The organism is Agromyces mariniharenae (genome assembly GCF_008122505.1).
In the GTDB taxonomy this organism is placed as follows: Bacteria; Actinomycetota; Actinomycetes; order Actinomycetales; family Microbacteriaceae; genus Agromyces; species Agromyces mariniharenae.
In genome coordinates, this window is sequence record NZ_VSSB01000002.1 from 592629 (window position 1) to 611462 (window position 18834).

The 18834-nt window shown below is 72.3% G+C and carries 18 protein-coding genes, 1 tRNA gene and 1 riboswitch; of the genes, 14 read left to right on the forward strand and 5 right to left on the reverse strand.

What is annotated here, in order from left to right; all coding sequences use genetic code 11:
- Positions 1 to 49: 49 nt before the first annotated feature.
- From ligA to gatB, 6 genes are all read left to right on the forward strand, one after another.
- On the forward strand, positions 50 to 2401 hold the full coding sequence (gene ligA / locus FYC51_RS16030) for an NAD-dependent DNA ligase LigA (RefSeq protein ID WP_148734774.1): 2352 nt from the start codon (positions 50 to 52) through the stop codon (positions 2399 to 2401).
- A 24-nt stretch (positions 2402 to 2425) separates the two neighbouring features.
- Entirely contained in the window at positions 2426 to 4231 is a 1806-nt protein-coding gene (locus tag FYC51_RS16035; RefSeq protein WP_148734775.1) for an alkaline phosphatase family protein, read from the forward strand.
- Positions 4232 to 4295: 64 nt separating this feature from the next.
- A complete protein-coding gene (locus tag FYC51_RS16040; RefSeq protein WP_148734776.1) occupies positions 4296 to 4802 on the forward strand; it encodes a carboxymuconolactone decarboxylase family protein in 507 nt (168 codons plus the stop codon).
- Positions 4803 to 4828: 26 nt separating this feature from the next.
- Entirely contained in the window at positions 4829 to 5131 is a 303-nt protein-coding gene (gatC, locus tag FYC51_RS16045; protein WP_148734777.1) for an Asp-tRNA(Asn)/Glu-tRNA(Gln) amidotransferase subunit GatC, read from the forward strand.
- Entirely contained in the window at positions 5128 to 6660 is a 1533-nt protein-coding gene (gene gatA, locus FYC51_RS16050; RefSeq protein WP_148734778.1) for an Asp-tRNA(Asn)/Glu-tRNA(Gln) amidotransferase subunit GatA, read from the forward strand. The genes gatC and gatA overlap by 4 nt, the downstream gene beginning before the upstream one ends.
- The gene (gene gatB, locus FYC51_RS16055; protein WP_148734779.1) at positions 6660 to 8183 is read left to right on the forward strand and encodes an Asp-tRNA(Asn)/Glu-tRNA(Gln) amidotransferase subunit GatB; all 1524 of its coding nucleotides are present in this window, start codon (positions 6660 to 6662) and stop codon (positions 8181 to 8183) included. Before gatA ends, gatB begins: the two co-directional genes overlap by 1 nt.
- Before the next feature lie 92 nt (positions 8184 to 8275).
- Here gatB and FYC51_RS16060 read toward each other — a convergent pair whose 3' ends face one another.
- Entirely contained in the window at positions 8276 to 9574 is a 1299-nt protein-coding gene (locus FYC51_RS16060) for an acyltransferase family protein (RefSeq protein WP_187432698.1), read from the reverse strand.
- Positions 9575 to 9770: 196 nt separating this feature from the next.
- Here FYC51_RS16060 and FYC51_RS16065 point away from each other — a divergent pair, with 196 nt between their 5' ends.
- From FYC51_RS16065 to FYC51_RS16100, 8 genes are all read left to right on the forward strand, one after another.
- Entirely contained in the window at positions 9771 to 10406 is a 636-nt protein-coding gene (locus FYC51_RS16065; protein ID WP_148734781.1) for a hypothetical protein, read from the forward strand.
- A gap of 75 nt (positions 10407 to 10481) precedes the next feature.
- Entirely contained in the window at positions 10482 to 11771 is a 1290-nt protein-coding gene (locus FYC51_RS16070; protein WP_148734782.1) for a DNA polymerase IV, read from the forward strand.
- Positions 11772 to 11801: 30 nt separating this feature from the next.
- Complete coding sequence (locus FYC51_RS16075; protein ID WP_148734783.1) at positions 11802 to 12164, forward strand: hypothetical protein; 363 nt, start codon at positions 11802 to 11804, stop codon at positions 12162 to 12164.
- 54 nt (positions 12165 to 12218) lie between these two features.
- Positions 12219 to 12328, forward strand: a riboswitch (TPP riboswitch).
- Between the two features lie 37 nt (positions 12329 to 12365).
- Complete coding sequence (locus FYC51_RS16080) at positions 12366 to 12995, forward strand: ECF transporter S component (protein ID WP_238476422.1); 630 nt, start codon at positions 12366 to 12368, stop codon at positions 12993 to 12995.
- Between the two features lies 1 nt (position 12996).
- Entirely contained in the window at positions 12997 to 14490 is a 1494-nt protein-coding gene (locus tag FYC51_RS16085) for an ABC transporter ATP-binding protein (protein WP_238476423.1), read from the forward strand.
- Complete coding sequence (locus FYC51_RS16090) at positions 14487 to 15266, forward strand: energy-coupling factor transporter transmembrane component T family protein (protein WP_148734785.1); 780 nt, start codon at positions 14487 to 14489, stop codon at positions 15264 to 15266. Before FYC51_RS16085 ends, FYC51_RS16090 begins: the two co-directional genes overlap by 4 nt.
- Positions 15250 to 15921: a nucleoside/nucleotide kinase family protein gene (locus FYC51_RS16095; RefSeq protein WP_148734786.1), complete on the forward strand. Its 672-nt coding sequence runs from the start codon at positions 15250 to 15252 to the stop codon at positions 15919 to 15921. Before FYC51_RS16090 ends, FYC51_RS16095 begins: the two co-directional genes overlap by 17 nt.
- A 16-nt stretch (positions 15922 to 15937) precedes the next feature.
- Positions 15938 to 16198, forward strand: coding sequence for a hypothetical protein (locus tag FYC51_RS16100; RefSeq protein ID WP_148734787.1), 261 nt, complete (start codon positions 15938 to 15940; stop codon positions 16196 to 16198).
- 30 nt (positions 16199 to 16228) lie between these two features.
- Here the strand turns inward: FYC51_RS16100 and FYC51_RS16105 are convergent, their stop codons facing one another.
- From FYC51_RS16105 to orn, 4 genes are all read right to left on the reverse strand, one after another.
- Positions 16229 to 17482, reverse strand: coding sequence for a serine hydrolase family protein (locus tag FYC51_RS16105; RefSeq protein ID WP_148734788.1), 1254 nt, complete (start codon positions 17480 to 17482; stop codon positions 16229 to 16231).
- A gap of 24 nt (positions 17483 to 17506) precedes the next feature.
- Positions 17507 to 17854 (reverse strand): metallopeptidase family protein, encoded by a 348-nt coding sequence (locus FYC51_RS16110; protein WP_148734789.1) that lies wholly within the window; start codon positions 17852 to 17854, stop codon positions 17507 to 17509.
- A 165-nt stretch (positions 17855 to 18019) separates the two neighbouring features.
- A tRNA-His gene (locus tag FYC51_RS16115) sits at positions 18020 to 18095 on the reverse strand.
- 44 nt (positions 18096 to 18139) lie between these two features.
- Positions 18140 to 18760, reverse strand: coding sequence for an oligoribonuclease (orn, locus tag FYC51_RS16120; protein ID WP_148734790.1), 621 nt, complete (start codon positions 18758 to 18760; stop codon positions 18140 to 18142).
- Between the last annotated feature and the right edge of the window lie 74 nt (positions 18761 to 18834).

Sequence of the window (18834 nt, forward strand, 5' to 3'; positions counted from 1 at the left end):
CCCGCACCCGCCCGAAGCTTCCGATGCGGCGTCGGAGGGGCCTCATAGGATGGCACCTGTGAGCGACATCCCAGCCGACTTCGAGACCGCCCGCGCCGAATCGGAGCAGCTCGCCGACCTCATCGACCGGGCGCGTCTGGCCTACTACGGCGACGGCGACTCGCCGTTCTCCGACGCCGAGTACGACGTGGCGTTCCATCGACTCGAGGCGCTCGAGCGCGCATTCCCCGAGCTCGCCGGCCAAGACAGCCCCACGCAGCAGGTGGGCGCGGTCGTCGCGACCGCCGGCTTCCCCGAGCACGAGCACGCCGAGCGCATGCTCAGCCTCGACAACGTCTTCTCCATCGACGAGTTCCGCGAGTGGGCGGAGAAGGTCGAGCGCGACGCCGGGCGACCGGTGCACTGGCTGTGCGAGCTCAAGATCGACGGGCTCGCGCTGAGCCTCGCCTTCCGCGACGGCGTGCTCGAGACGGCGACGACGCGAGGCGACGGCCGCGTCGGCGAGGACATCACCGACAACCTGGAGTTCATCCCGGCGATCCCGCGCCGCCTCGAGGGCGATGGGTTCCCGCCCTTCTTCGAGGTGCGCGGCGAGGTCTTCCTGTCGACCGCCGACTTCGAGGAGCTGAACCGGCGACAGCACGAGCTGCAGGCGGCGTACGAGGCCGAGGAGCTGGCCAAGGGCCGTCCAGAGGCGTCCATCAAGGTGCGCTTCCCCGAGTTCGCGAACGCCCGCAACACGGCTGCGGGCAGCCTCAGGCAGCGACGCGAGCGCAAGAGCGCGTTCGAGCTCGGGCTGATGCGCGACCGGCTGGGGCGGCTCTCGCTGTACCTCCACGGCATCGGCGCGTGGGATCGCCCGCCGGTCGCGACGCAGTCCGAGGTCTACGGGCTGCTCGCGCAGTGGGGCCTGCCCGTCTCGCCGTACACGCGGGTGCTCGACTCCGTCGACGACGTCGCGGCGTTCATCGCGAACTGGGGCGAGCACCGACACGACGTCGAGCACGAGATCGACGGCATCGTCGTCAAGGTCGACGAGCTCGCACTGCACGACGAGCTGGGCGCGACGAGCCGGGCCCCGCGATGGGCGATCGCCTACAAGTACCCGCCCGAGGAGGTGCATACGAAGCTGCTCGACATCGCAGTGGCGATCGGCCGCACCGGCCGGGCGACGCCGTACGCGATCATGGCGCCCGTCAAGGTCGCGGGTTCCACCGTGCGCCAGGCGACGCTGCACAACCAGGAGGTTGTCAAGGCCAAGGGCGTGATGATCGGCGACACGGTCGTGCTCCGCAAGGCGGGCGACGTCATCCCCGAGATCCTCGGCGCCGTCGAGCAGCTGCGCGACGGCACGCAGCGCGAGTGGAGCATGCCCGCCGACTGCCCGGTGTGCGGCACGCCGCTCCGGCCCATGAAGGAGGGCGACATCGACCTCCGCTGCCCCAACGCGCGGTCGTGCCCCGCGCAGGTCCGGGGGCGCGTCGAGCACATCGGCTCCCGGGGCGCCCTCGACATCGAGGCGCTCGGCGAGGTCACCGCGGCCGCGCTCACGCAGCCGTCCGTTCCCACCACGCCGCCCCTCGAGACCGAGGCCCGGCTGTTCGACCTCACGCTCGACGAGCTCGTGCCCATCCAGGTCGTCGTCCGCGATGCCGAGACCGGCGAGGTCAAGGTCGACGAGGCCACGGGCGAGCCCATCCGCAGGGCACCGTTCCAGAAGTGGGCGCCGGCGACCTACCCGCCCGGCACCGAGCGGATGGACGCGGCCGAGCGACGCCGTGCAGGCATTCGCAAGACCCATCGCGAGCTGCTGCCGTCGGGGGCCGCGACGAAGCTCCTCGAGGAGCTCGAGAAGGCCAAGACCAAGCCGCTGTGGCGGCTCCTCGTCTCGCTCAACATCCGGCACGTGGGTCCGGTCGCGGCCCGGGCGCTCGCCGACCACTTCGGATCGCTCGACGCGATCCGGGCGGCGTCCGTGCAGGAGCTCTCCGACGTCGAGGGGGTCGGCGGCATCATCGCCGAGTCGCTCACCGAGTGGTTCGACGTCGACTGGCATCGCGAGATCGTCGAACGGTGGACGGCGTCCGGCGTGCGGTTCGCGACGCCGGGGCATGCCGGACCGGGCGCCGCGGCCGCTGCCGCGGCCGGGGGAGTGCTCGCCGGGCTCACCATCGTGGCCACGGGCTCGCTCGACGGATTCTCTCGCGAGGGAGCGCAGGAGGCTATCATCGCGGCAGGTGGCAAGGCGGCCTCGAGCGTGTCGAAGAACACCGACTTCGTTGCGGCCGGCCCCGGCGCCGGCTCCAAGCTCGCGAAGGCGGAGGCCCTCGGCATCCGCGTGATCGACGCCGCGCAGTTCGCGCGGCTCGTGACCGAGGGGCCGGGCGCACTCGACACCTGAGCGGCGCCGAGCGGAGGGGGAAGCGTGGGGGACGACGTCGAGCGGAAGCCGAGCGGGCCCGACGCGCCCGACGGCGGCGGAGATGCGAGCACGGATGCCGCGCCCGACACGACGCGCGCCACCTCGCGTCGCGACTTCCTGAAGATCGGCGGGGCCGCGGCGGCCGGTGCCGTCGTGGGCGGGGGCATCGGCGCGGCCGTCGGAGCCGCGATCGGGCACCAGATGGGCTTCGACGAGGGCGTCGACGACTTCGTGCCGCTCACCGCGCGCCAGCAGGCCGGCTTCGACCACCTCGTCGTGCTCATGGGCGAGAACCGCTCGTTCGACAACCTGCTCGGCTATTTGTACTCCGAGTCCGACCTGCCCGACGGCGAGACGTTCGAGGGACTCGCGTTCGGCGACTACGCCAACACGGCGCCCGACGGCACGGTCGTGGCGGCGCACGTCTACCAGGGCCCGACCGACGAGATCATGGGCCGCCCGAACCCCGACCCGGGCGAGGAGTTCCCGCACGTCAACACGCAGCTGTTCGACACCGTCGACCCGGCGACGAACGCCGAGCTCTTCGTCGAGTCGATGCAGGCGCCGTACAACGCGCCAGGGCGCGGGGCCACTGCCGACATGTCGGGGTTCGTGCGCGACTACTGGATCAACTACATGCGGCTGAGGAAGGGCACGGCGCCCACGATCGACGAGGCGAGCCAGATCATGGGCTCGTTCTCGCCGCCGATGCTGCCGGTGCTGTCGACCCTCGCGAAGAACTTCGCCGTCTTCGACAACTGGTACTGCGCCGTGCCCTCGCAGACGTTCTGCAACCGCTCGTTCTTCCACGCCTCGACGTCGCACGGCTTCGTCACGAACAAGGCGGGCGGCGGGTACGACAAGTGGCTCGACGCCCCCGAGGCGCCCACGATCTTCAATCGCCTCGAGGAGGCCGGCATCTCGTGGCGCATCTACTTCGACGAGCTCCAGCTCGTCTCGTTCACCGGCGTCCTCCACGCGCCCGTCCTCGAGCCGTACTGGCGCACCGAGCGGTTCGCGACCATGAGCCAGTTCTACGAGGACGTGAAGCTGGGGCGCCTGCCGGCCTACGCCTTCATCGAGCCGCGCATGACCTACAACCACAACGACTTCCACCCGCCGTTCGGCCGACTCCGCGAGAGCGACGTCGACGGCGTCGAGGTGATCGACTCCGCCGTGTCCGACGTGCGCGCGGGCGAGGCGCTCGTGCACGAGATCTACGAGGCGATCAAGCGCAGCGCCTCGCCCGACGGCTCGAACGCGCTCAACACGATGTTCCTCATCACGTTCGACGAGCACGGCGGCACGTACGACCACGTCCCGCCGCCGTCGGCGACGCCCCCGCACGAGGAGTCCGAGGGCGAGATGGGCTTCCGCTTCGACCGGCTCGGATGCCGCGTGCCCGCGATCGCCGTCTCGGCCTACACGCGCGCCGGCACCGTCATCCACGACGAGATGCACCACGCCGCCGTCATCGCGACCCTCTCGCGGCTGCACGGACTGAAGCCGCTCACGCGACGCGACGTCGGAGCGAACAACCTCTTCAACGCGGTCAACCTCCGCGAGCCGCGGGCGCCGATCACGTGGCCGTCGACGTCGCCGCAGTACATCCCGCCGAATCCGCAGTCCGAGGCACCGCATCCGGCGCACCAGCACAAGGACAAGCCGCTCAGCCCGCCCGCGCGGGGCCTGCTCGGCCTGCTCCTCGCGAAGTACGGCGCGCCCGACGCCGAGGAGCCGTCCACCTACGCCGACGCCTACGAGCTCCTGCACCGCTACGGCGAGGGGCTCTTCGGCAAGCCGCGCTGACGCGGCATCCGACGACGGTCGCAGCCCGCGCACGGGTCGCGGCCCGTGGAGGGGAGACAACGAGATGGCGATCCGATTCGAGCACCTGCGGTTCGAGAACACCCGATTCGATCCCGACCTCACCGAGTTCCACGACCTCGCGAAGCAGATGGCCGCGAAGTTCGGCTACACGGCCGAGCTCTCCATCGACGCCCGGTTGGCGGAACTCCTGCGCCTCCGCGTGGCTCAGCTGGATCCCTGCTCGTACTGCCTCGTCCTGCACACCGCCGCTGCGGAACGGATCGGCATCGACGCCGAGACGATCGCCCACGTGGCCGGCTGGCGCGAGAGCGCCGTGTTCACCGACGCCGAGAAGGCCGCGCTCGCGTACTGCGAGGGGCTCACGACCTACGACCTCGTCGCGTTCCCGGGGCTCCACGAGCGGTTGCTCGCCCATTTCGACGAAGCGGCGATCGCCGAGATCGCGGCCGTGATCATCAACATGACGGTCTGGACGCGGCTGAAGCTCGCACAGGGAGCGACACCCGTGCCCGTCGTCGGCGGAGAGAGCGGCACCGATAGACTCGGGTGATCCCCATCCCGACACGACGGAGCAGCATGTCCGAAATCAGTGCGGAGCAGGTCGCCCACCTCGCGAACCTCGCACGCATCGCGCTCACCGAGGAAGAGATCGAGCACCTCACGGCGGAGCTCGGCCAGATCATGCAGGCGGTCGAGAAGGTGAGCGAGGTGGCCACGCCCGACGTGCCGCAGACGAGCCACCCGATCCCGATGCAGAACGTCTTCCGCGACGACGTCGTGGGCGACACGGTGCTGACCGTCGAGCAGGCGCTCTCGGGTGCGCCCGAGGCGGCCGACTCGCGCTTCGTGGTGTCGGCGATCCTGGGGGAGGAGCAGTGAGCGACCTCATCCGGCTGACCGCGGCCGAGCTCGGCGCGCGCCTCGCCGCCGGCGACGTGTCGTCCGTCGAGGCGACGCAGGCCCACCTCGACCGCATCGGCGCCGTCGACGGCGCCGTGCACGCGTTCCTCCACGTCGACACGCAGCGCGCGCTCGCGACCGCGGCCGACATCGACCGCCGTCGGGCAGCGGGCGAGCCGCTCGGCGAGCTCGCGGGCGTGCCGATCGCGGTGAAGGACGTGCTCGTCACCGAGGGCATGCCCTCGACCGCGGGCTCCCGCATCCTCGAAGGATGGGTGCCGCCGTACGATGCCACGCCGGTGCGCAAGGTGCGCGAGGCCGGGCTCGTGCCGCTCGGCAAGACGAACATGGACGAGTTCGCGATGGGCTCGTCGACCGAGCACTCCGCCTACGGCCCGACCCACAACCCGTGGGACCTCGAGCGCATCCCCGGCGGCTCCGGCGGCGGATCGGCCGCCGCCGTGGCGAGCTTCGAGGCGCCGCTCGCGCTCGGCAGCGACACGGGCGGCTCCATCCGCCAGCCCGCGCACGTGACCGGCACGGTCGGCGTGAAGCCGACGTACGGGGCAGTGAGCCGCTACGGCTCGATCGCCCTCGCGTCCTCGCTCGACCAGATCGGCCCGGTGACCCGCACGGTGCTCGATGCCGCGCTCCTGCACGACGTGATCGCGGGCCACGACCCGCACGACTCGACGTCCATCCCCACCGAGTGGCCGTCGATGGCCGAGGCGGTGCGGCGAGCGGATGTCTCGGGCCTTCGCATCGGCGTCGTGAAGGAGCTCGACTCCGACGGGTTCCAGGCCGGCGTGCGCCAGCGCTTCCACGAGGCGCTCACCCTGCTCGAGCGCAACGGCGCCGAGATCGTCGAGGTCAGCGCCCCGAACTTCGAGTACTCGATCGCCGCGTACTACCTGATCCTCCCGGCCGAGGCCTCCTCGAACCTCGCCAAGTTCGACTCCGTGCGATTCGGCCTGCGCGTCACGCCGAGCGGCGGCGGCACCGTCGAGCAGGTCATGGCCGCCACGCGCGAGGCGGGCTTCGGCCCCGAGGTCAAGCGCCGCATCATCCTCGGCACCTACGCCCTCTCGGCCGGCTACTACGACGCCTACTACGGCAGCGCCCAGAAGGTGCGCACGCTCGTGCAGCGCGACTTCGACGCGGCCTTCGCGAACGTCGACGTGCTCGCGACGCCCACGGCTCCGACCACGGCGTTCAAGCTCGGCGAGAAGCTCGACGACCCCCTCGCGATGTACCTCAACGACGTCGCGACCATCCCCGCCAACCTCGCCGGCGTCCCGGGCATCTCGATCCCCTCGGGCATCGCGCCCGAGGACGGCCTGCCCGTCGGCATCCAGTTCCTCGCGCCCGCACGCGAGGACGCGCGGCTCTACAACGTCGGCGGCGCGCTCGAGCAGCTCCTGCTCGCCGAATGGGGTGCCCCGATCCTCGACGGCGCACCCGACCTGTCCACCCATGAGATGCTCGCGAGCGAGGAGGGTGCCGTCTGATGGCCCGCGCCGACCTGATGGACTACGACAAGGCCCTCGAGCTCTTCGAGCCGGTGATCGGCCTCGAGGTGCACGTCGAGCTGAACACCACGACGAAGATGTTCTCGCCGGCGCCGAACCCGGCGAACTCGGCGTTCCACGGTGCCGAGCCGAACACGCTCGTCGCGCCGGTCGACCTCGGCCTCCCGGGCTCGCTGCCCGTCGTGAACGGCGAGGCCGTGCGCTCCTCGATCTCGCTGGGCCTCGCGCTGGGCTGCTCCATCGCGGAGTCGAGCCGGTTCGCGCGCAAGAACTACTTCTACCCCGATCTCGCGAAGAACTACCAGATCTCGCAGTACGACGAGCCCATCGCCTACGAGGGCAGCGTCGAGGTCGAGCTCGAGGACGGCCGGGTCTTCCAGATCCCGATCGAGCGCGCCCACATGGAGGAGGACGCGGGCAAGCTCACGCACGTGGGCGGCGCCACCGGCCGCATCCACGGCGCCGAGTACTCGCTCGTCGACTACAACCGCGCGGGCGTGCCGCTCGTCGAGATCGTGACGAAGCCGATCTTCGGCGCCGAGGCCGACGCGCCCCAGCTCGCGAAGGCGTACGTCGCCACCATCCGCGACATCGCCATCGCGCTCGGCATCTCCGACGCGCGCATGGAGCGGGGCAACCTGCGCTGCGACGCCAACGTGTCGCTGCGTCCGCGCGGCGCCGAGCAGCTCGGCATCCGCACCGAGACGAAGAACGTGAACTCGTTCCGCTCCATCGAGCGCGCCGTGCGCTACGAGATCCAGCGGCAGGCGGCGATCCTCGCCAAGGGCGGCAGCATCACGCAGGAGACCCGGCACTGGCACGAGGACTCGGGCACCACGAGCCCCGGTCGCCCGAAGTCCGACGCCGACGACTACCGCTACTTCCCCGAGCCCGACCTGCTCCCGGTCGTGCCGTCGCGGGAGCTCGTCGAGGAGCTGCGGGCCGCCCTGCCCGAGGCTCCGGCGGCGCGCCGTCGTCGCCTGAAGGCCGAGTGGGGCTTCACCGACCTCGAGTTCCAGGACGTCGTGAACGGCGGCCTGCTCGTCGAGGTCGCCGAGACCGTCGCCGCCGGTGCCACGCCCGCCGCCGCCCGCAAGTGGTGGACCGGCGAGCTCACCCGCCTCGCGAACGCCCAGGACACGGATGCCGCGTCGCTCGCGACGCCCGCGCAGGTCGCCGAGCTCGCCGCCCTCGTCGACGCCGGCACCCTCACCGACCGGCTCGCCCGGCAGGTGCTCGAGGGCGTCGCCGCGGGCGAGGGCTCGCCGCAGGAGATCGTCGACGCGCGCGGCCTCGCGGTCGTGTCCGACGACGGTGCGCTCGTCGCCGCCATCGACGAGGCCCTCGCCTCGCAGCCCGACGTGCTCGCGAAGATCCGCGACGGCAAGGTGCAGGCGGCCGGCGCGGTCATCGGCGCGGTCATGAAGGCCATGCACGGCAAGGCGGATGCCGCGCGCGTGCGCGAGCTCGTGCTCGAGCGCGCCTCGGCGACCGACGCGTAGCATCCGGCGAACACCGGGCCGCGCGCCTTGGTGCGAGCATGCGCGCGGCCCGCACCACGCCTGGGCGCGAGCGTGCCCTCGGCGTGCCGAGCCTAGGGCGTCACCGCGCTCGGATCGCGCTCGCGCGCCCGTGCCGGCAGCGGGTTGAGCAGCAGCACGGCTCCGGCCAGCAGGAGCGCGCTGCACGCCGCGACCAGGAAGTAGAGCCCCCAGACGAGCACGGCGAACGGCGGGAGCACCATGCACGCGGACGCGAGCCCGGTCGCCCAGTCCGATGGACGCTGCCGGGGCGCCGGCGACGGCCGCTCGAGCCGTCCGAGCACCGCGGAGATCCCTGCCAGTACGACGACCATCACGACGAGCACTGCCGGCCGGGTCAGCCACCATGCGGGTGATCCGGCGGCGGGCGCGGGCAGCGGGGTGAGCAGCAGCAGGCCGATGACGAGCGCGAGCACGGGCACGTGCCAGAGGTAGACGGTCATGAGCCGTGCACCGACGACCGCGACGACGACCCGCACCCAGCGCACCGAGACGAGCTTGGTCAGCGCAGGATGCGCCAGCACGAGGAGGCAGGTCTGCCCGACCGCCAACGCCACGATCGCGAATGTCGGCGGCCACAGGTTGTCGAGCATGTTGCCCGGGTAGCCGAGGCCGACGAGGCCGAACAGCACGAGGTATGCTCCAGCGCCGATCGCCGCGACCGTGGCCGGGGAGCGCCGCGCGAACCAGCCGTCCGCGATCCAGAAGCCAAGCTGCTGCGCGAACAGCCAGACGAACGTCATGTCGAGCAGCGCCAGCGCTTCGAAGCCCGTCGCGAACCGCAGGATGTCGCAGGCCAGCGCCCCGGCGGCGAGCGTGGCGAGCGTCCACCACGGCGCGCGGGCGTGGAACGTCGCGAGACCGGGCAGGTACGCCTGCGCGAAGGCGTACGCGGCGAGGAACCACAGCGGCGCGGAGATGCCGAGGCCGATGAGCCGGATCGAGACGGGATCGACGCCCGTGAGGTGCATGGCCAGGATTCCGATCGCGAGCGCGGTGAAGAGCGCGATCGACGGGCGGGCGAGCCGGAGGATCCGGGAGCGGATGTAGTCGGACGCCGTGCCGCCCGAGGCCTCGAGTCGCCGCCACGCGCCGAGCCCGGCGAACCCGCCCACCACGAAGAACAACGGCATGATCTGCGCGATCCACGTGAGGGGGCCGATCCACTGCGTCTCGAGGAGCGTGCGCTCCACGACGAGTCCACGCCCCGGCACGATCGTGGCGCCGATCATGAGCAGGTGTCCGGCGACCACGAGCACCACGCAGAGCACCCGCACCAGGTCCATGGCGGGATCGCGGGCGGATCCGCCGCGCGCGGAAGCTGCGGGATGCGTCACCCTCGACTCGGTCACGGCGCCTCCGACGTTGGCTGGCCTAGGAGAAGTGTCGCACGATCGCGGCCGTGCGAGCGCTCGGCGTCGAGCGCGATTCGGGAGGGGACGCCGGAGGGCAAGCAGGGCGCGCCGCCGCGGCATCCGTCGACTCACAGGCGACGTGATGCCGGCACCCGTAGATTGGTGGTCCCCTGAGACGATTGACGAGGACACCATGGGCTTCCTTGACCGACTGTTCGGCACCGACGACCGGGCGGAGCAGCCCGCCCGGCCCGTTCCGCCCGCACGCCAGCTCAGCGAGGACGAACTGGCCGTCGAGCGATACCGCTACCTGCTGCGCACCGCGCCGCCCGAGTCGATCGAGGCCGTGCACGCCGAGGCGTTCGCGAAGCTGACGCCCGAGCAGCGTCGACTGGTCTACCAGTCGCTGTCGGAGCAGGCGCCGGCGGGTGAGCGACTCGTCTCCGACGAGCCGTCCGCCCTCGCTCGCGCGGCGACACGGCAGGAGCTCCGCCAGCCCGGCAGCGTCGAGCGCGCGTTCGCGAACGCGGATTCCGCGGGCCGCCGCCAGGGCGTCGCTGGTCCCTCGATGGGCGGCATGTTCGCGAGCTCACTGCTCGGCACCGTCGCCGGTGTGGTCGTCGGATCGGCGATCGCGCAGGCGTTCCTGCCCGACCCGTCGAGCTTCGAGGCCGGCGCCGATGGCTCGGGCGACGCGAGCGGCGACACCGGCGCCGACGCGTCGGGTGATGCCGGAGCCGACGCGTCCGGTGACGCGGGAGGCTACGACGGCGGCGGATTCGGCGACTTCGGCGGCGGCGACTTCGGCGGCGGCGACTTCGGGTTCTGATCCGTCCCGATCCTCGGCCGGGTCGCGCGTTCACGGGGCCCGGCCGATGACGGCGGCTGGCGCTAGGGTCGGGGCATGAGCAAGCAGGACGGCTCGTCGAGGCAGGTCACCACCGGCCCCGTCGACGATTCGGCGACCCCGATCCTGCATGTCGACATGGACGCGTTCTTCGTCTCGGTCGAGCTGCTCAAGCGCCCCGAGCTGCGCGGCAAGCCGGTGCTCGTCGGCGGCACCGCCGGCCGCGGGGTCGTGTCCGCGGCGAGCTACGAGGCCCGTCGCTTCGGCGTGAACTCGGCGATGCCCATGTCGGTGGCGCTGCAGCGCTGCCCGAACGCGATCGTGCTGCGCGGCGACTACGCGAGCTACGCGACGTACTCCAAGCAGGTCATGGGCATCTTCGAGCAGCTCACGCCGCTCGTCGAGCCGCTCTCGATCGACGAGGCGTTCCTCGACGTGTCGGGAGCACGGCGCCTGCACGGCAGTCCCGCCGAGATCGCGTGGACGATCCGCGAGCGGGTGCGCGCCGAGACGGGGCTCACGTGCTCGATCGGCGTCGCGGCCACGAAGTACGTCGCCAAGGTCGCATCGAGCCGGGCCAAGCCCGACGGCATGCTCGTCGTTCCCGCGGCGCAGACCGTGGAGTTCCTGCATCCGCTCCCCGTCTCCGCGCTCTGGGGCGTCGGGCGGGTCACCGAGGAGTCGCTGCTCCGCTTGGGCCTGCGCACGGTCGGCGACGTCGCCGCCATGCCGCACGATGCCCTCGAACGCGCCGTCGGGCCGGCGCTCGCGGAACGCCTCGGGCGCCTCGCCAACGGCATCGACCCGCGCGACGTGCACACCACGCGCACCGAGAAGAGCATCGGCCACGAGAACACCTTCGGACACGACCTCGTCGATCCCGTCGAGATCCGGCGTGAGCTGCTCCGGCTCGCGAACAACGTCGCGGTTCGCCTCCGCAAGGCCGGCCTCGTCGGCCGCACCGTCACGCTCAAGCTGCGCTACGGCGACTTCCGCACCGTCACGCGCTCGCGCACGCTCGCCGAGCCGACGGATGTCGCGCGCCGCATCTACGACGAGGCATCCGACGCCCTCGGCGAACTCATCGGCGACGGCGAGCGCGTACGGCTCATCGGCGTGCGGGCCGAGCACCTGAGGCCGAGCGGCGGCGGCGCCATGCTGTGGGACCCCGACGAGGAGTGGCGCGACGCCGAGCGCACGATCGACCAGGTCACCGCGAAGTTCGGCACGGGAGCCGTGCGGCCCGCCACGCTCGTCCGCCCGGGCGGCGAGCGACGATCCGAGCGACCGAGCCGGGGGCCCGACGACGACGATGCCGAGGCCGCAGCCGCCGGCTGGGGGTGGTAGGCCGCGGCATCCGCGAGTAGCGTGGCCCGCATGGCTGAACTCGTACTGGATCTGGCGGGGACCGTCTCGAGCGTCGGGGTGAAGACCTCGTACGGCGACACGGTGGATGTCGAGGGCACCAAGATCATCCCGGTGGCGCTCGGCGCGTACGGCTTCGGCGGCGGCAGCGGCAGCGGCAGCGGCGGGGGCAACGTCGGCAGGGAGCTGCAGGGCGAGGGCGAGGGCAGCGGCGGTGGGGGCGGCGGCGTGTCCATTCCGCTCGGCGCATACGTCGGCAGCCGTGGCGAGGTGCGCTTCGAGCCGAACGTGATCGGCCTGCTGCTCGTGGCCACACCGCTCGTCTGGGCGACGGGCCGTGCGCTCAAGATGATCATCCGCGCGTTGAAGCACTGACCGGCGCCAACGGTCCCGGCGACGACGTCGGGACTCGTCGTCGCGCGTATACTCGGTGTCGAACACGGGAGTCCGGTGAGCCGGGCTGAGAGGAAGGTTCTCAACCTTCGACCGTCGAACCTGATCTGGGTCATGCCAGCGCAGGGAGGGCAGCGCATCTCAATTCCCGTGCCTCTTTCCTCGAACCGAAAGGGCACGACAGTGCACGCAACCACCGCATCATCCGCTTCCACCGCGCGCTCCGGCGAGCGTCGACTCCGCTGGCGGGTCGTCGACATCGTCGTCGCGAGCGTCATCGGCGTCGCCGTCGGCGTCGTATTCTGGGCCTGGGGCGTCGTCTGGGGGCCGATCTCCGCACCGATCGAGGCCCTGCTGCCGGGGCTGCAGGCCGCACCGGCGGCCGTATGGCTCATCGCCGGCGTGCTCGGCGCCCTGATCATCCGCAAGCCCGGCGCCGCGATCTACACCGAGCTGGTGGCCGCCGTGGTCTCCGCGCTCATCGGCAGCCAGTGGGGCGGCCTCCTGACGATCGAGGCCGGACTCGTCCAGGGCCTCGGCGCCGAGCTGGTCTTCGCGATCTTCCTGTATCGCAACTGGCGCCTGCCGGTCGCGCTCCTCGCCGGCGCAGGCGCCGGCCTCGCGATGGCGATCAACGACCTGATCCTCTGGTACGCCGGTGCGGCGCCGACGTTCGCGATCGTCTACACGATCTCGGCGGTCGTCGGCGGCGCGGTCATCGCGGGCGGCCTGTCGTGGCTCGCCGTACGCGGGCTCGCCAGGGCGGGCGCGCTCGACCGCTTCGCCGCGGGACGCGAGCTCCGGACGGTCTGACGTGGCGACGCACGACGCGTCGTCGTCGGGCGCGGCGTCGGTCGTCGCCCGGGGCTGGGGCTGGCGGCACGGCGGGCGGCGCCTGCCCGCCGTGCACGACCTCGACCTCGAGATCCGACCGGGCGAGCGCGTGCTGCTCCTCGGCGCCTCGGGGTCGGGCAAGTCCACCCTGCTGCACGGCATGGCGGGCGTGCTCGGCGGCGATGACGAGGGCGAGGTCCTCGGCGAGCTGCTCGTCGACGGGCGCCCGGCGGCGGCGTCGCGCGGCCGGTCGGGCCTCGTGCTGCAGGACCCCGACGCGCAGGTCGTCATGGCCCGGCTCGGCGACGACGTGGCGTTCGGCCTCGAGAACCTCGGCGTCGCGCGCGACGACATCTGGCCGCGCGTGCGGGCGGCGCTCGGCGCGGTGGGCCTCGACCTCCCGCTCGAGCATGCCACCGCCGACCTGTCCGGCGGCCAGCGCCAGCGGCTCGCCCTCGCGGGCGTGCTGGCCATGCGGCCGGGGCTGATCCTCCTCGACGAGCCCACCGCGAACCTCGATCCGTCGGGCGTGCGCGAGGTGCGCGACGCGGTCGCGCGCGTCGCCGAGGAGACGGGTGCGACGCTCGTCGTCATCGAGCATCGGGTGTCCACCTGGCTGCCCGCGGTCGACCGCATCGTCGTCCTCGGCGCGGGCGGGGGCCTGCTCGCCGACGGCGCGCCCGGGCAGGTGCTCGCCGAACGCGGGGCCGAGCTCCGGGCGGCCGGGGTGTGGCTTCCCGACGAGGTGCCGTGGCGCGCGCCGGCGCGCGATGCGTCGGCGCGGCATCCGCTGCTCACGACCGAGGGGCTCGACGTCGCCCGCGTTCCGGGCGCGCCCGTGCTGCGCGGCGTGGGCGTCACGGTCGATGCGGGCGGCATCCTCGCGGTGACGGGGCCGAACGGCGCCGGCAAGTCGACGCTCGCGCTCACGCTGGCCGGCCTGCTCCGCCCCGAGGGCGGACGTCTCGAGCCGTCGGCGGAGCTCGCGGGCGGGCTCCGCGGCGAGCCGTGGCGCTGGCGTTCGCGCGACCTGCTCACGCGAATCGGCACCGTGTTCCAGAGCCCCGAGCACCAGTTCCTCACCGGATCGGTGCGGGCGGAGCTCGAGGTCGGGCCGCGGGCGCTGAAGCTGCCGGCCGACGAGCGCGAGCGCCGCGTCGACGAGCTGCTGGCCGTCCTGCGGCTCGAGCGGCTCGCCGAGGCGAACCCGTTCACGCTGTCGGGCGGCGAGAAGCGCCGCCTCTCGGTCGCGAGCGCCCTGGCCACGCGCCCCCGCATGCTCGTGCTCGACGAGCCGACGTTCGGGCAGGACGCCACGACCTGGCGCGAGCTCGCGCGCCTCATCGTCGACCTCCGCGACCACGGCGTCGGGGTCGTCGCCGTCACCCACGACGACGTGTTCGTCGACGCGATCGCCGACCGACGGCTCGAGCTCGGCGCGGTGCCGCTGCCGTCGAGCGGAGGTGCGCGATGAGCATCGCCGCGATCCGCCCGGGGCTGCCGCTCGCGACGATCAACCCCGTCGCGAAGATCGCCGCCACGGTGCCGCTCAGCATCGTGCTCGTGCTCACGCTCGACGCGGTATCGGCGGCCGTCGCGATCGCGTGCGAGCTCGTGCTGTTCACCGCGGTCGGGCTCGGTCACCTGCTGTGGTCGCGCCGCACGCTGCCGGTCTGGATCGCCGCCCCGCTCACGGGCATCAGCATGGTGCTGTACGGTGCGCCGTCGGGCGCCGTGCTGTGGGACTTCGGCGTGATCCACGTCACCGAGGGATCGGTGCAGATCGGCGTCGCGACCACCCTGCGCGTCATCGCGATCGCGCTGCCGGCCGTCGTCATCTTCCTCACGATCGACCCCACCGACCTCGCCGACGGGCTGGCGCAGACGCTCCGGTTGCCCGCCCGGTTCGTGCTCGGCGCCGTCGCGGCGCTGCGGCTCGTCGGCTCATCGATCGACGATTGGCGCACGCTCAGCCTCGCCCGGCGCGCGCGGGGGATCGCGGACCACGGCGTCGTTCGTCGCGGTCTCGGCCAGGCCTTCGCGCTGCTCGTGCTCGCGATCCGCCGCGGCAGCACGCTCGCCACGGCCATGGAGTCGCGCGGGTTCGGGGCGCCCGGCGAGCGGACGTGGGCGAGGGTCGCCCACTTCGGCGCGCGCGAGTGGGTCGTGATCGCGGTCGGATGCCTCGTCGCGGCCCTCTCGGCGGCGGTCGCCGTCGTGACGGGGAGCTGGAATGTCATCTGGGCCTGACGCCGCACCACGGGAGACGGGCGCGGGAGCCGTCGGCGCGCACGACGGCGAGCCCGCCGCCTCGGCGATCGCGGCCGTGCTCGCGGCGGCCCGCGGCATCCGCTCGCCCGTCGTCCTCATCGACGGACCGAGCGGCGCGGGCAAGTCCACGCTGGCCGATGCCGTGATCGAACGCTGGCCCGGTCCGCCGCCGACCCTCGTGCGGCTGGACGACGTCTACCCGGGGTGGACCGGGCTCGAGCGCGCGGGCTCCGACCTCGCGCGGACGCTCCTGCCGCCGACCCGGCGCGGATCCGTCGGCAGCTGGCGCCGCTGGGACTGGGCCCGCGACGCGCCCGGCGTGCTCGAGCGCGTGCGGCCGGGCCGGAACGGGCTCGTCGTCGAGGGGTGCGGCGCCTTCACCGCCGGGGCGTCGGCCATCGACGCGGTGCACGTGTGGGTTGACGCCGCGGATGCGACGCGCAAGCGCCGGGCGCTCCGACGCGACCGGGGCACCTATGACCCGTACTGGGAGCTCTGGGAACGGCAGTGGCGGCGGCACGTGCGACGCACGTCGCCCGAACGTCGAGCCACGGTGCGCCTCCGCGCGGCGCCCGACGGGCGCATCGAGCCCGGGACCGCTGCGGGCGCGGTGGCTGTGCACGCCGGAGCGTGAGGGATAACGTAGTGCCATGAGCGCAGACACGGGTCCAGCAGAGTACGTCGCCGAGTTCATCGACGGCCCGCTCGAGGGCGAGTTCGAGCACCGCGTCCTCGTGGGCGGCAAGGCCGAGTCGCGCGTCGGCATGATGGCCGCCGTCGACGGCCTCGAGTCGCTGTTCTGGTACGACGCGGTCGACGAGCGGCAGGTCAACGGCCAGCTGCGGGTGCGCTTCCGGTTCGACGCCGACGACTCCGACCCCGTGGAGTTCGACGAGGACGACAACGACTGATTCCGCCTCGCAGGCGGTGACGCCGTCGGGTCAGGACGCCTGACCCGCGAGGAACGCGCCGATGACCGTCGCGGGGTTCGTGAGCCGCCACACCGGCCCCGGGTCGTTGATGTCGCCGGTGAGCCGCAGCGGCGAGGCGAGCTCGCCGGTCGCGGTCGCCACCGAGACGCGGCCCACCTCGCGGCCCTCGGGGGCGGTCGAGAAGTCGTCGACGGTGACGGATACCTCGCCCGGAGCGGAGCCCCACGCGGCATCCGTGCGGCTGACCGACGCGACCAGCTCGGCCTGGTCGCCCCACGGCGCGACGACGCGCGCGTAGGGCGTGCCTTCGGCGATGACCGTGACGGGAGCCGAGGCGGCGGCGGCCGAGTCGACGGCCGCGGTGACGGCCGGGTCGAGCGTCTCGTAGTCGGGCATCAACAGCATCGCACCGGTGATGCGACGGAGGCCCTCGACGCCCTCGACGGCGGGGAGCTCGGTCGTGAAGACGTAGCTCAGCGCCGCCTGGTCGGTGAAGCTGCGGGTGATCGCCCGCACGGCACCGTCATCGGCCCGGCCGACGAGGTCGGGCACGACGCGCGCGCCGGGCGGCGCCGCCTCGGGGTCGTCGAGCATGGCGGCGAGCTGGTCGTCGGCGAGCACGAGGGAGGCGAGGCGCGCGAGCTCGTCGGCCGTGCCCACGTTGTCGCCTGAGAGCCCCGTGGCGTCGTCGACGCGCGTGGCGGTGAAGCCCTGCTCGGCCAGCCACGCGTTCGCCGCCTCGACGTAGGCGTCGGGCGAGCCGAACGCCCAGCGCACGAGCGTGTCGGCGTGGTTGTTGCTCGAGGCGAGCAGGATCGCCCGCACGACGTCGCGCTCGGTCCAGGTCTCGCCCGGGGAGACCTGCACCGCACGTGACCCCTCGCCCGAGTACCGCAGGTAGTCGACGTAGTCCTCGGGTCCGATGGGGATGGCCGGACCCGGGCCGTCGGCCGGCAGCGGGAGCGAGTCGAGGGTCACGAGGAGCGTCACGAGCTTCGCGGCGCCGCCGATCGGCACGGCCGCCGGGTCGCCGGCCGTCGCGATGGTCTCGGCGGTGCCGTCGTCGCCGACCACCGCGATGGCGCTCGCGCCCGTCTCGGGCAGCGTGAGCGCCGGAACCTCGGCCGGGGCGGCGGCCGCCGCGGCCGGCCGCACCGTCACGTCGGGGAGCGGGCCCAGCAGCATCGCAGGACCGTACACGCCGATGCCGAGGATGGCGAGCGCGCCGACGGTGATGCCGATGATCCGGCCGGGGGAGGTCATGCGTTCAGCGTAACCGGAGGCTGGTCAGGCCCAGCCCAGCTCGTGCAGCCGGTCGTCGTCGATGCCGTAGAAATGGGCGATCTCGTGCACGAGGGTGATGTGGATCTCCTCACGGAGCTGCTCCTCGTCGTCGGCGACGGCCAGGAGCGGGTCCCGGTACAGGATGATGCGGTCGGGCATCTCGCCCATGCCGTAGCGGTCGCGCTCGGTCAGCGCATAGCCGTCGTAGAGGCCGAGCAGGTCGAGGGAGCCGTCCTCGGGGCGATCCTCGACGACGAACACGACGTTCTCGAGCCCGTCGACCATGTCGTCGGGCAGCTGGTCGAGCTCGTCGACGACCAGGGCCTCGAACGCTTCACCATCGAGTTCCACGACTGCTCCCGTCGGTGGCGGGGAAGTGACGCTACGAATTGGGGTGAGTAACGGGCCTTGAACCCGCGACCTGATCTTCGAACCGTACCGCGACCAGGCGTTTGGGGTGAGTAACGGGGCTTGAACCCGCGACCTGATCTTCGAACCGTACCGCGACCAGGCGATTGGGGTGAGTAACGGGGCTTGAACCCGCGACCTCCTGGACCACAACCAGGCGCTCTACCAACTGAGCTATACCCACCATGTGTCGACCGCCGTGGCGATCGAGGCAACTGTAAGAGACTACTACACCTTCGCCTCGAACTCGTCCACCACGGCGGCGGCGAGCGTCTGCAGCTCCTGGCTCGACGGCCCGGGATCGGCGACGAAGATGGCGCGACGGTAGTAGTGCAGTTCGCGGATCGACTCGAGGATGTCGGCGAGCGCGCGGTGGCCGCCGTTCTTGGCGGGGGAGTTGAAGTAGGCGCGGGGGAACCAGCGCTTCGCAAGCTCCTTGATCGAGGACACGTCGACGTTGCGGTAGTGCAGGTGCGAGTCGAGCCGCGGCATGTACTTCGCGATGAACCCGCGGTCGGTGCCGATCGAGTTGCCGGCCAGGGGAGCCCGCTGCTCTTCGGGGACGTGCTTCAGCACGTATTCGAGCACCTCGTACTCGGCCTCGGCGACGCTCACGCCGTTGGGGATCTCCTCGATGAGGCCCGACTCGGTGTGCATGGCCCGGACGAACTCGCCCATGTTCTCGAGCGCGCTCGCGTCGGGCTTGATCACGATGCTGAGCCCGGCGTCGACGGGGTTGAGGTCGTAGTCCGTGATCACGACGGCGATCTCGACCAGCTCGTCGACCTCGAGGTCGAGGCCGGTCATCTCGCAGTCGATCCAGACCAGTCGGTCACTCGAGGTTGCCATGCGGCGAGTCTACCGGGGGCGTCGGACAGCCGACCGTCGACGCCGGTACCGTGACGGCCCTTCGACGCGGCGCC

Bases quoted from the DNA above. Each gene is read 5' to 3' on its own strand.
- ligA (WP_148734774.1), top strand. From the start codon at position 50: ATGGCACCTGTGAGCGACATCCCAGCCGACTTCGAGACCGCCCGCGCC.
- FYC51_RS16040 (WP_148734776.1), top strand. From the start codon at position 4,296: ATGGCGATCCGATTCGAGCACCTGCGGTTCGAGAACACCCGATTCGAT.
- gatC (WP_148734777.1), top strand. From the start codon at position 4,829: ATGTCCGAAATCAGTGCGGAGCAGGTCGCCCACCTCGCGAACCTCGCA.
- gatB (WP_148734779.1), top strand. From the start codon at position 6,660: ATGGCCCGCGCCGACCTGATGGACTACGACAAGGCCCTCGAGCTCTTC.
- FYC51_RS16065 (WP_148734781.1), top strand. From the start codon at position 9,771: ATGGGCTTCCTTGACCGACTGTTCGGCACCGACGACCGGGCGGAGCAG.
- FYC51_RS16070 (WP_148734782.1), top strand. From the start codon at position 10,482: ATGAGCAAGCAGGACGGCTCGTCGAGGCAGGTCACCACCGGCCCCGTC.
- FYC51_RS16075 (WP_148734783.1), top strand. From the start codon at position 11,802: ATGGCTGAACTCGTACTGGATCTGGCGGGGACCGTCTCGAGCGTCGGG.
- FYC51_RS16090 (WP_148734785.1), top strand. From the start codon at position 14,487: ATGAGCATCGCCGCGATCCGCCCGGGGCTGCCGCTCGCGACGATCAAC.
- FYC51_RS16095 (WP_148734786.1), top strand. From the start codon at position 15,250: ATGTCATCTGGGCCTGACGCCGCACCACGGGAGACGGGCGCGGGAGCC.
- FYC51_RS16100 (WP_148734787.1), top strand. From the start codon at position 15,938: ATGAGCGCAGACACGGGTCCAGCAGAGTACGTCGCCGAGTTCATCGAC.
- FYC51_RS16105 (WP_148734788.1), bottom strand. From the start codon at position 17,482: ATGACCTCCCCCGGCCGGATCATCGGCATCACCGTCGGCGCGCTCGCC.
- orn (WP_148734790.1), bottom strand. From the start codon at position 18,760: ATGGCAACCTCGAGTGACCGACTGGTCTGGATCGACTGCGAGATGACC.